This window comes from Acinetobacter pittii (assembly GCF_034064985.1).
Classification (GTDB): Bacteria; Pseudomonadota; Gammaproteobacteria; order Pseudomonadales; family Moraxellaceae; genus Acinetobacter; species Acinetobacter pittii_H.
In genome coordinates, this window is record NZ_CP139249.1 from 1313624 (window position 1) to 1325777 (window position 12154).

Annotated in this window: 10 protein-coding genes and 1 pseudogene; 9 read left to right on the forward strand and 2 right to left on the reverse strand. The window is 37.1% G+C overall.

Annotated features, from left to right (window positions below; all coding sequences use genetic code 11):
* Positions 1 to 275 precede the first annotated feature (275 nt).
* The 7 genes and pseudogenes from racD (at position 276) to SOI76_RS06365 (ending at position 8003) form a co-directional block, all read left to right on the forward strand.
* Positions 276 to 965 (forward strand): annotated as a pseudogene (gene racD, locus SOI76_RS06335) (aspartate/glutamate racemase family protein).
* Between the two features lie 67 nt (positions 966 to 1032).
* Positions 1033 to 1443, forward strand: coding sequence for a PH domain-containing protein (locus SOI76_RS06340; RefSeq protein ID WP_104078965.1), 411 nt, complete (start codon positions 1033 to 1035; stop codon positions 1441 to 1443).
* A 70-nt stretch (positions 1444 to 1513) separates the two neighbouring features.
* A complete protein-coding gene (locus SOI76_RS06345) occupies positions 1514 to 2887 on the forward strand; it encodes a PQQ-dependent sugar dehydrogenase (protein WP_104078964.1) in 1374 nt (457 codons plus the stop codon).
* Positions 2888 to 3064: 177 nt separating this feature from the next.
* Positions 3065 to 4342, forward strand: a complete 1278-nt coding sequence (gene salA / locus SOI76_RS06350) for a salicylate 1-monooxygenase (protein WP_104078963.1) — start codon at positions 3065 to 3067, stop codon at positions 4340 to 4342.
* 42 nt (positions 4343 to 4384) lie between these two features.
* Entirely contained in the window at positions 4385 to 5740 is a 1356-nt protein-coding gene (locus SOI76_RS06355; RefSeq protein WP_104078962.1) for an MFS transporter, read from the forward strand.
* Positions 5741 to 5828: 88 nt separating this feature from the next.
* Entirely contained in the window at positions 5829 to 6719 is an 891-nt protein-coding gene (locus SOI76_RS06360) for a LysR family transcriptional regulator (RefSeq protein WP_009391740.1), read from the forward strand.
* 132 nt (positions 6720 to 6851) lie between these two features.
* The gene (locus tag SOI76_RS06365) at positions 6852 to 8003 is read left to right on the forward strand and encodes a sterol desaturase family protein (RefSeq protein WP_104078961.1); all 1152 of its coding nucleotides are present in this window, start codon (positions 6852 to 6854) and stop codon (positions 8001 to 8003) included.
* A gap of 40 nt (positions 8004 to 8043) precedes the next feature.
* On the opposite strand, the gene SOI76_RS06370 is transcribed toward SOI76_RS06365, so the two are convergent.
* Entirely contained in the window at positions 8044 to 9246 is a 1203-nt protein-coding gene (locus SOI76_RS06370) for an MFS transporter (RefSeq protein ID WP_205668365.1), read from the reverse strand.
* 134 nt (positions 9247 to 9380) lie between these two features.
* Here SOI76_RS06370 and SOI76_RS06375 point away from each other — a divergent pair, with 134 nt between their 5' ends.
* Together SOI76_RS06375 and SOI76_RS06380 are read left to right on the forward strand one after the other, a co-directional pair.
* Complete coding sequence (locus SOI76_RS06375) at positions 9381 to 9953, forward strand: TetR/AcrR family transcriptional regulator (RefSeq protein ID WP_032054186.1); 573 nt, start codon at positions 9381 to 9383, stop codon at positions 9951 to 9953.
* 446 nt (positions 9954 to 10399) lie between these two features.
* Complete coding sequence (locus SOI76_RS06380; RefSeq protein WP_016140544.1) at positions 10400 to 11698, forward strand: dicarboxylate/amino acid:cation symporter; 1299 nt, start codon at positions 10400 to 10402, stop codon at positions 11696 to 11698.
* Positions 11699 to 11860: 162 nt separating this feature from the next.
* Here SOI76_RS06380 and SOI76_RS06385 read toward each other — a convergent pair whose 3' ends face one another.
* On the reverse strand, positions 11861 to 12064 hold the full coding sequence (locus SOI76_RS06385) for a hypothetical protein (protein WP_002119766.1): 204 nt from the start codon (positions 12062 to 12064) through the stop codon (positions 11861 to 11863).
* Positions 12065 to 12154: the final 90 nt, after the last annotated feature.

Genomic DNA, 12154 nt, shown 5'->3' on the forward strand with positions numbered 1-12154 from the left:
ATATCCAAGCCAACTTTATAAGATTAAATTAAAGAGCTGGTCGTGAATTTTGCGTGAATTCTTATGTTTTAGAGTTTGGGATTTATGGGGGAGTTTTCTGTTTTGGGAAGTTCATAAATAAGGTCTATTGAACTTAGAAATTTCTTGGGAGTCCACAGCTTTTCATATTAATAAATGGGAGAGGCTAGAAATAAACTAAGAAAGCAATTTTATTCTAGCTGGGCTTTACTCATAAGAGATATAGATAAGTTTTGAATAAATAGAAGGATTTAATAATGAAAACAATCGGTTTATTAGGCGGAATGAGTTGGGAATCTACAGCGCTTTATTACCAACAAATCAATAAAATGGTTCATCGTAAATTAGGGAAATTGCACTCAACTAAGATCATTATTAATAGTGTCGATTTTGAAGAAATAGCAGCCTTACAAGCGAAAGGTTTATGGCAAGAGGCTGGCGCATATTTAGCTGAGCAAGCACAAAATTTGGAAAAAGCAGGGGCAGATTGTATTTTAGTATGTACTAACACTATGCACAAAGTTGCTGCACAGATTGAAGATTCAATTACGGTTCCTTTCTTACACATTGCTGACGCAACGGCAAAAGAAATTTTGAGTCAAAATATTGGTAAAGTTGCACTGTTAGGGACAGCTTTTACAATGGAGCAAGATTTTTATAAAGTTCGATTACGAGTTCATGGAATTGAGGTAATTATTCCAAATGAAGTCGATAGAAAGATCGTCCATCGCATCATTTATGAAGAACTTTGTTTAGGTGTGATCAACCCAGATTCGTAGCAAAAGTACATCGCTATTGTAGAAAGACTCATAGCTGAAGGTGCCCAAGGGATTATATTGGGTTGTACCGAAATCTGTATGTTGATTGGTGAGCTTAAATTCTCGGTTCCTTTATTTGATACTACGACCATTCATGCAAAAGAGGCGGTAAGTTTTGCTTTAACTTAAGAAGATAAATTAAATAAATTAGAATGAATAAATTGCTAAGAACTAATTTAAAAATGGAGGATAAATTTTGAAATTTAGATCAAAAATTGATTGGTGGCTTTTACTCATATTTATTGTTATCACTGCCAATATTGTTATAAAAATTTATGAAGCAAATCATCTTTATTCTTTAGCTTCAAATTTTCCACATCTCCTCATTTATAGTCTAGTCATTTTTATTATTTGGCTTCCCATCTTTAATACTTATTATGTAGTAGAAAACAATACTCTACTGATTAAGAGTTTAGTATTCCGATGGAAAATTAATATTAATGATATTACCCAAATAGAGCCTACTCATAATCCACTTTCCTCTCCAGCACTCTCATTAGATCGACTCAAAATTTATTATATGAAAAATGAAAAAATCGCAACGGTTATGATTTCACCGAAAAATAAAGAAGCTTTTTTGCAAGCGATAAACAAAAGACTCTATTAAAGTTGCTTGTTTAATTGTAGACATAAATTACGCTATTTCCATGACGACAAAAAATAAATGGTGATAAATCATGACTAAACGTTTTTTTCTGCCAGTTTTAGGCACTACGGTTTTAGTTACATTAGCTGGATGCGCTTCATCCTCGCAATATCCGATTACTGAGAGTTATGGTCCAGATCCAAAGTTACCTGAACCTAAATCAAGTTTATTTCCTACTGTTAATATTGCACCTGCAGAAGGCTGGCCGAGTGGGGTAATGCCAAAACCCGCGGAAGGTTTAAAGGTGAAAGCATTTGCCAAAGGACTTGAACACCCACGTTGGCTTTATGTATTGCCGAATGGCGATGTATTGGTTGCTGAAACGGATGCTCCGCCTAAACCAGAAGACAGCAAAGGCATTAAAGGTAAAATAATGTCTTTTGTGATGAGACGTGCAGGCTCATCTCATCCGAGCGCAAACCGTATTAGCTTACTTCGTGACACTAATGGAGACGGAGTTGCCGATCAGAAAACGGTATTTCTTCAAAACTTAAATTCTCCATTTGGTATGGCATTGGTCGGTAATAATTTATATATCGCTAATACAGATGCACTGGTGCGTTTTCCTTATCAGGAAGGTGAAACTCAAATTACGGCCAGTGGAACCAAAGTGTTGGACTTACCGGGTGGCCCTTTAAATCACCATTGGACCAAGAATGTCATTGCTAACGCGGCAGGTACAAAGCTCTACATTACCGTTGGTTCTAACAGTAACGTTGCTGAAAATGGTTTAGATCAAGAAAAAGGTCGCGCACAAATTACAGAGTTTGATATTGCAAGCGGTCAGTCACGCCCATTTGCAACAGGACTGCGTAATCCAAATGGTATGGCTTGGCAACCGCAAAGTGGAAAACTCTGGACAGTAGTTAATGAGCGCGATGAAATTGGTAGTGACTTAGTACCTGATTATATGACATCAGTCCAAGACGGTGGTTTTTATGGATGGCCTTATAGCTACTATGGTCAACATGTAGATGTGCGAGTAAAACCACAAAATCCGGAAATGGTTGCTCGTGCAATTAAACCCGATTATGCACTTGGTAATCATACCGCTTCTTTAGGTCTTGCATTTTACACAGCTGAACTCATGCCACAATTTAGAGGAGGCGCATTGATCGGCCAGCATGGTTCTTGGAACCGTAAGCCTCACAGTGGTTATAAAGTCGTTTTTGTACCATTTAGAAGTGGTCAACCCTCTGGTCCACCACAAGATATTTTGACCGGATTCCTGAGTGATAAAGGCAAAGCGTATGGTCGCCCTGTGGGTGTAGCAATTGATTTCTCAGGTGCTGTGTTAGTTGCTGATGATGTAGGCAATACGATTTGGCGCGTTTCACCAGTTGCCGAGACGACTTATGAAGCTCCAATGAAACATGCTATTGGAACCCCGCCAGGCACACCATAAAGTTTATCAAAAATAATTTATTAGCATGGGCGACCTTTAAGCTTTATAGAGGCTCGCCCAAATGGCTATTATTTAATTTTTAAATAACTGAACAAAAAAAATACTAATTGGACTTTATAAGCCAACTTCTCAAAAATGAATATGTGAAAACGATAATGATGTTTAAGGAACAAACACATGAATACACATATTCGAATTGCCGTAGTTGGTGGTGGTATTGCTGGTCTGGCTTTAGCAAGTAATTTAAGTAAATACGCCCATTTAGACGTGCAAATGTTTGAATCTGCACCTCAGTTTTCTGAAATTGGGGCAGGGATTTCTTTTGGTGCCAATGCAGTCAAAGCAATTGAACTGTTAGGTTTAGCCAATGAATATCATGCAATTGCAGATAAAGTATCGCCACCATTTCAAGATGTTTGGTTTCAATGGCGCAATGGTTATACCGATGAATATTTATCTGCATCTATCGCGACAGGTGTAGGGCAGTCATCTGTTCATCGTGCTGATTTTCTAGATGCAATTATTCCTCACATGCCTACGCAAAATGTCCATTTTTCTAAACGCCTAGAGGCGATTGAAGAACAAAACGATCAGGTGATTTTGCACTTTAATGATGGTAGTCAGCATGAATGTGACTATTTGATAGGGGCTGACGGTATCCGCTCCGTGGCTCGCCAATATGTTTTAGCTTCTCATCATTTACCACCAGTTCATCCACGTTTTTCAGGAACTTGGGCATATCGTGGCATTATTTCTCACACTTCATTTAAAGAAGCTTTGCAACAAGTAAATGGTGATACAGATTTAGCAGATATTCCCCAAATGTTATTGGGTAAAGATAAACATATTTTAACGTTCCCAATTCGTAAGGGGGAGCAAATTAATATCGTTGCTTTCTGCTCAAACCGCGAAGATACAGTACTACCAGCCGATACACCGTGGACCAAACCTGTAGATAAAGCTCAAATGCTTTCCGATTTTTCAGACTGGAGTGAAAGCTGCCAAACATTACTCGGTTTAATTGAACAGCCTTCCATTTGGGCCTTACATGAAATTGAAGAACTTTCGACTTATCAAAGTACCTCAGGTCATGTCATTGTCATGGGTGACGCTGCACATGCCATGTTACCTCACCAAGGTGCTGGAGCAGGCCAAGGTCTTGAAGATGCATTAATTCTTGCGGCCTTATTGTCGACAAAACACTTACAAGCAGATCAGTTAACCGATGTGTCTTCAATATATGAAAAGCTCCGTTTAAAACGTGCTTGTCGTGTTCAGCAAACCTCTCGTGAGTCTGGCGAAATTTATGAGTGTTATTCAACTCAGTACCCAACGTTTGCCGAAATTGGCGAACATCTTGAGCATCGCTTTGATTGGTTATGGCAACACGATCTAGAACAGGATGTTGCAGAAGCACAGCAACAATTACATCAGCTAGGAATGGCAACCATTTAAATAAATTTTTGTTTTACACACAATTTGCTAAGGAAAGCAATTATGGAAAAACTAAATGCAAATCAATTGATTGATGATGCAAGATTAACACCATTACATTGGCGGGTGATCTTGCTGAGTGCGCTCATTATTATTTTTGATGGCTATGACTTAGTCATTTATGGTGTTGCATTGCCTAAGCTCATGCAACATTGGCAATTAGATAGTATGACTGCTGGATTGCTGGGCAGTGTTGCATTATTTGGCATGATGTTTGGTACAATGATTTTCGGTAGTTTGGCCGACAAATTAGAGTCGTATGGCTTTAGCCGTAAGCGTTTAATTATACTGTGTGTCTTCATTTTTAGCGGTTTTACGGTGTTATGTGGTTTTGCCAACAGTCCTAAAGAGTTTGCCATTTATCGTTTTATTGCCGGCCTAGGTTTGGGCGGTGTAATGCCAAATGTTATTGCCATAATGACCGAGTTTGCCCCAAAGAAATTACGATCAACTTTGGTATCGCTCATGTTTAGCGGCTATGCGATTGGCGGGATGAGCTCAGCGCTTTTAGGCATGTGGTTGGTTCCTAAATTTGGTTGGCAAATCATGTTTATTCTGGCGGGTATTCCACTCATTTCATTGCCGATTATTTGGAAATTTTTACCTGAATCAATTGATTATCTGGTTCGCCAAAAAAAATGGAATGAGGTGCGTGACTTACTTCAACAATTAGCACCAGAACAAAGCATAACTGATCATACGAGTATCGTATTACACCAAGAAAATCAACAAACTGTGGCTCGACCTTTGGTTGCTCTATTTACCGAGAACCGTGCTTTAGTCACTGTATTTTTCTGGCTGAGTGTATTTATGGCTTTACTCATGGTGTATGCGCTCGGCAACTGGATACCAAAACTTATGGTCGAGGCCGGATATGATTTATCAACCAGTCTGGTCTTTTTACTGGCACTAAACTTGGGCGGGATGTTGGGCGCAATCGGTGGCGGTTACTTTGCTGATCGTTTTCACCTAGGTAAGGTCATTTGTTCACTCTTCTTTGCAGGTGCAGTGTCGCTCTACTTGCTCAGCTATGCTTTACCTATGGTCATTTTATATCTCTGTATTGCCATTGCAGGAGCGGCGTCTATCGGCGGGCAAATTTTATTGCTCGCTTATATGGCTCAGTTTTATCCTTCACCAATTCGCAGTACTGGCATTGGTATGGCTTTGGGTGTAGGCCGTATTGGGGCGATTTTAGGTCCGATTTTATGCGGCTGGCTTTTAAGTTTGCATCTACCGATTGAATATAATTTTATCGCGTTAGCCATTCCTTGCGTGCTGGCAACCTTAAGTGTTATTGCCATAAGTATTTATAATCGAACTAAACGTGTAATGCTGAATTCAAGTATATCTTCATAAGAATTAAGCGCTTTTATTCCCGTAAAGGAACTAAACTCTAAGCAAAGAAGTTAAAGTCTTTGTTTAGAGTATTTAAAGGATCAGAACCATGGATTTAGGTTTGATTAAAGTTTTTGTCTGTATTTATGAGTCTCGGCATATTAGTAAAGCTGCTGATAAATTAAATTTGAGCCAGCCTTCTGTAACTTATAATTTGAACCGTTTACGCCGTCAGTTAAATGATGAATTGTTTACCCGAAGCAGAGGTGGCGTCGAACCTACAAAAGTTGCACATGAGCTTTATCCGATTTTTCATCAAGCAATTTTTAATATTGAGTCAGCGATTGCTCAAGCACAGGAATTTCATCCTGAAAACTCAAATAAAACTTTCCGAATTGGACTCTCGGACGCTGGAGAGATTTGCCTCTTGCCTAGTCTTATGGCTTTTTTACAGAAAACAGCACCCTATATTCAAATTGAGATTGAAGAGATTCAGTCGTCTAAGGTTGAACAGTGGCTTATTGATGGCTTTTTAGATCTAGCCGTATTTAATAGTACGCAGACCATAATGCCTAAAATAGAAACACGTACTTTATTTGAAGAAAGATATGTATGCATTGCTAGAGCTGACCATCCACGGCTACAGCAGCAACTGACGTTAGAGCAATATTTGCAAGAAGATCATGTTGCCATCAAGTCATCGACAGGGCACATCCAAGTTGAGCAATATTTAAAAACAATGGATTTGAAGCGACGAATTCGTTTAGAAGTTCCACATTTTAGCGTTTTACAAGGTGTTTTGCAGAGTTCAGATATGTTGGTGACTTTACCATCGCGAGCAGCTCGGCATTATCTAGCTCATGGTAATGTCCAAATGTTTGAATTACCTTTTGCTATGGATTCTTTTAAAGTGAGCTTGAATTGGTTTAATCGTAGTGATGATATTATTGCCAGAAAATGGCTGATTCAATCTGTCGGTCAAATATTTGAAGTTTTATAAGAACTATTTACAACTATTTAAAATTTTATTTTCAGATTAAGAGGTTTGATCTAAGAGGTTAAAGTTATTTCCAATTTATGTTTAAACTTTGATAGCATTCGCGTTATACACAATAAGAATTGTATATAAATTATGACAGATCAATTAAGAGCAAAATTTGAGAATTTAGAACTGAACGCAGGTTTAGGGAAAATCAGTGCCTTTATTTCAATGTCACTCAGCTTGCTTTGTTTGTTTGGTGCATTATGTTTTTTATTTCCCAGTGTATTAACCACCCCAGAACTCCGTCCTATTTACGCAAAACACTATCATCTTTTTTATTATGGGCTGATCACAGGCATTATTATTAGCGCTGGCTTTGGTGCATTTAGTGCAATTATTCGTCAAAATCGATATGGTTTTTATGGGTTATGTTTTTCACTTGTGGCAGCGGTTTTGGGCTGTGATGTAATTGAAGCACCCGTTTTACCAAGTGTACCGTTTTATGCAGGTATCGATTATTTTGTACTGACTTTATTTATTTTAGCGTTTGTTTTTATTCCACTCGAAGGTTTTTTTGCTAAAAATCCTGAACAAAAAATATTAAGAGTAGGATGGGTGACCGATATGAAGTATTTCATGGTCAGCCATATTGGTATTCAATTATTCAGCTTTTTAACCGTCATGCCGATTCAATATTGGATTACACATTTGCCCGATAATCCAATTGTGCCTTATGTACAAGCTCAACCAATTTGGCTGCAATTTATTGAGTTGCTCATTGTGGTCGACTTTACGGTGTATTGGTTGCACCGCGCTATGCATGAAGTTAATTTCTTATGGCGCTTTCACGCGATTCATCATTCGACTGAATATATGGATTGGTTAGCATCTTCTCGTTTACATGTCATTGAAGTGTTAATGACCCGCTTTATTGCGACTTTACCGATTTTCCTGTTAGGTTTTCATACTTCAGCTGTTTTTGCTTATTTAATTTTTATTTCGTTTCACGCTATTTTCATTCATTCCAATGTGCGTTTTCGCTTTCCTTATTTACGCTGGATTATCGCAACGCCAGAATTTCATCATTGGCATCATTCTTCAGAAAAACCTGCCATTGATAAAAATTACGCCGCTTTTATTCCTCTATACGATGTCATTTTTAAAACCGTCTATATGCCTAGTCATTTGGCGAGCGTGTATGGAACGGTGGGTTATAAAATTCCAAATAGTTTTATAAAACAATTTACGTGGCCATTTAAAAAGTATGTAAAGTGTTTTTTAAAACCTTGGCGTGATCAGTAAAATAAAAAACAGCCTTGATGGAGGCTGTTTTTTTTAATCATTATTTGCTTTTAATATTTTTAAAAATCATTAGAAGGGCAATCAGCGCAAGACCAATAATTAAACTCATATAAATATTGGCACTGTTCATAAGTCCGATTTTACCCACAAAGTAGCCTGCCAGAATTGCTGGAACACTAAAAGCCAAATAGCTTTCAACAAAGAATGCAGCCATTAAACCTGCGCGTTCTTCCGGTAAAGCGAGGGGCATGACTGTGCGAATTGCTCCCATGAAAGCTGTACCAAAACCCACTCCGGTAATAATAGAACCAATAAGTAGAACCACAGCACTTGTAAAATTGATCGCTAAAAATAAAACGGTTGCACCAATAATGATGGATAAGGTGCCCGTGAGCAAAATACGAAAATTGGTAGATTTTCTAAGAGTCAGAATCCCTGCCGCACCTGAAAGGGCGAGCGCCATAAACATACTGCCGTTTAGCCAAGCTGAAGATGTCTGAAAAATTTTTGCCAGTAAAGAGGGCATAAGTGATAAGAAAAAACCACTGACCATCCAAAGCGCGATATTAATAGGACTAATACTTAATAGAGCACCTCTTGCTTGATGAGGAATAGCCATGTTGGGTTTTAATGAAGCCAGAGCTCCTGATCTTTTGCGTACAGTCTCAGGATTAAAAAAACTTAAAATGAGTTCAACTGCAAACAACATACATAAGAGTTCAAAAACCAGATGTAAAGGTTGAGCTGAAAATTGCAGAATAAAACATGTAATAAAAACTCCTACTGCCATGCCGACCATTGGAGCAATACTATTAATTAGAGAACCATGATGCTTACTAAAATCTAAGATTGCAGCTCCAATTGCAGAAACGGCAAGACCTGTTGCGATACCTTGTAGGCCACGCGCAATAAATAACATCGAAACATCTGAGGCAAAAAGGAAAAAACTCATTGAAGCGATTTGCAAAAAAATTGCTGAAATAATGACGGGCCGACGTCCGATATAATCAGATAAAGAACCAATAATGAGTAAAGAAGCAAGTAAGGTAAACGCGTAGGTTGCAAAAATTAAAGTTAAGATAACGGGCGAAAATTGCCATGTCTGCTGATACAGACGATATAGTGGCGTAGGGGCACTAGACGCCGCCATGAAGGTCATGAGCGTGATTGTGTTTAAGGTCAACGCCACTTTTGAATCTAACTGAAAAACTGATCCAGACCGTTTTGAACTTGAATTGTTCATATAAGATGAATAACATTAAAGCGAATATTTAGCTTTTATACATTATTTTTACACTAAAGCAAATAATTAGCTTTAGTGTATTTTGTATATACAAATAATATTTTAATTGTTTTTTCTTGAAGTAGAGCTGATTAATGGCAAAAGTTGTTACTGGGTTACGTCCAGGTGGTCGTAGTGAAAGAATTCAAACTGCGGTACATCAAGCAGTAAAAGAGCTTCAAAAAAATTTAGAGCAAAGCCAAATTACTATACCTATGATTGCTCAAAAAGCAGGAGTAACACCTTCAACTATTTACCGCCGTTGGGGCGATATCAATCAGCTATTTTCAGATGTAGCTCTAAATGAACTTAAGCCAGATATGGAGCCAAAAGATTTAGGTTCATTTCAACTTGATATCACGGCATGGATTGAACAATATTTTGAAGAATACTCTTCTGAAGTTGGTCAAACATTATTGCGTGATGTGCTATATACAAATGATTCTTCAAATGCTCGAAAATGTGAAACTTTAATTATTCAACAACTTGATATTATTCAGGCCAGAGCTAAATCACGTAATGAACTAACTATAAATAATGAAGAAATTATTGAAGCTGTGATTGCACCTATGCTGTTCCGTATTTTATTCACTGATCGAGCGTTAGGCTTAGACTATGTCCAAACTTTATTAGCACGTTTATTTAAAGCACATTCTCATGTCATTTAATTAAAAGGATGGCTTGAGTAGAATATTTACCGAAATAAGTAATAGCTTATAGGGTTGTAAAATTATATATCAATTTTTCTTATTATTTTTAAATTAAATTTTCATAATTCATAATCTACATGTTTTTTATAAAATCATTTATTTAATAAATGTTTTGCACATGTGACATCATTAAGTCTACATACCCATTCTTGTGTTTGCTTTTGTTAAAAATATAAAAGATAAATAATAACTTAGAGTAGAATTTATTAATATTTTTATCTTTAAAAACTCAAAAATTAAAATGATTTTATACAGTTTAATGCATGATTACTGAATTTGACATTTTTTAAATTTATAACACAGCCCGTTTTTTATTCTTTACAATGGCTTTTCCTTGATAAAGCAGCTTGTGGTGCACGCTTTATATTTTATTTTTTTATCCCCATCAAAAAGGTATTTAGATAATGGATTTCAATACCCTTGACCAAGAAACGGTACAGAAAAAACAGAAGTTTCACCAAATTTTGTATGTACAGGTCATCTTTGCAATTATTTTGGGCATTTTAATTGGTCATTTTTACCCAGAACTTGGCGAAAGTTTAAAACCGCTTGGTGATGCATTCATCAAGATCGTTAAAATGATTATTGCTCCCGTCATCTTTTTAACTGTTGTTACAGGCATTGCCAGTATGACAAACATGAGCCGAGTTGGCCGTGTAACTGGTAAAGCTATGCTTTATTTCCTTACTTTCTCAAGCTTGGCGCTTGTGGTTGGTATGATTGTGGCAAATATTATCCAACCTGGTAAAGGTCTTAATATTGATCCCGCTACCTTAGTCAACGACAAAGTAAATACTTATGTTGAAAAGGCGCATGCAACAAATATTACTGACTTCTTCATGAATATTATCCCGCAAACACTCGTCAGCCCTCTGGCAGGAGGCGAGATTTTGCAGGTTCTGTTTGTAGCGGTGTTATTTGGTATTTCTTTGGCTGCATTGGGTGACCGTGCACGTCCAATTACCGACTTCTTAAATAACTTAACAGCTCCAGTTTTCTATCTGGTTGGTATGTTAATGAAGCTAGCTCCAATCGGTGCTTTTGGTGCAATGGCTTTTACCATCGGTGCGTATGGAATCGAATCAATTGGTAATTTATTACTATTAATTATGACGTTCTATATTACAGCGGTGTTGTTTGTCATCGTGATCTTAGGAGCTGTAGCTCGTTATAATGGCTTCTCAATTATTCATTTAATTCGCTATATCAAAGATGAACTTTGGCTGGTTTTAGGGACAAGTTCTTCTGAAGCAGCTTTACCATCTTTAATGGATAAAATGCAAAAAGCAGGTTGTGAAAAATCGGTAGTCGGTTTGGTGATTCCAACAGGTTACTCATTTAACCTTGATGGTACAAATATCTACATGACTATGGCTGCTCTGTTTATTGCCCAAGCGTGTAACGTAGACTTATCCATTAGTGAACAAATTGCCTTACTTCTTGTGGCAATGGTAAGTTCTAAAGGTGCAGCAGGGGTGACTGGTGCAGGCTTTATTACTCTGGCTGCAACTCTATCGGTTGTACCAGCTGTTCCTGTTGCAGGTATGGCGTTAATTCTTGGTATTGACCGTTTTATGTCTGAGTGCCGTGCATTAACAAATTTAGTTGGTAATGCTTGCGCAACAATTGTTGTTGCACGTTGGGATAAAGCTTTAGATAAAGATCTTTTAGATAAAGCCTTAAAGAACCATAAAGCAGAATAACCTTATAAAAAAATCTGTAGCTAAGGGCAATTTGGGAGAGTAGCCCAGCTACAGATTTTTTTTAACATCTAAAAATATATTTTAATTAAACCATTCTAAAGTTCTGCTATTACTTATCTTTTTAAAAAAGACAATCTTAAATAAAAAATTGTGTCGTAAAAATTATGCTTTTAAGTGATCCTCAAACTCTTCACCTAATTGCATCGCTAATGAATTTCCTGCCAAATCACAGGTCACTAAACCATATTCTTTTTTAAAACTGAAAGTAAAACCTTTTCCATCAGCAAGATTTTTAACTGAATACCCTAACTTTTCTAACCAAATACGAAACGCAATCAAATTTTTAGCTTTAACAACCTTTTTCACGTGAGAACTCCTTCTATCCGTGGCATTACATCTTATTTATTAATAGGGTTTTAATTAGATTTTTTAAAGGGGGAAATCTTTGTTTTATTT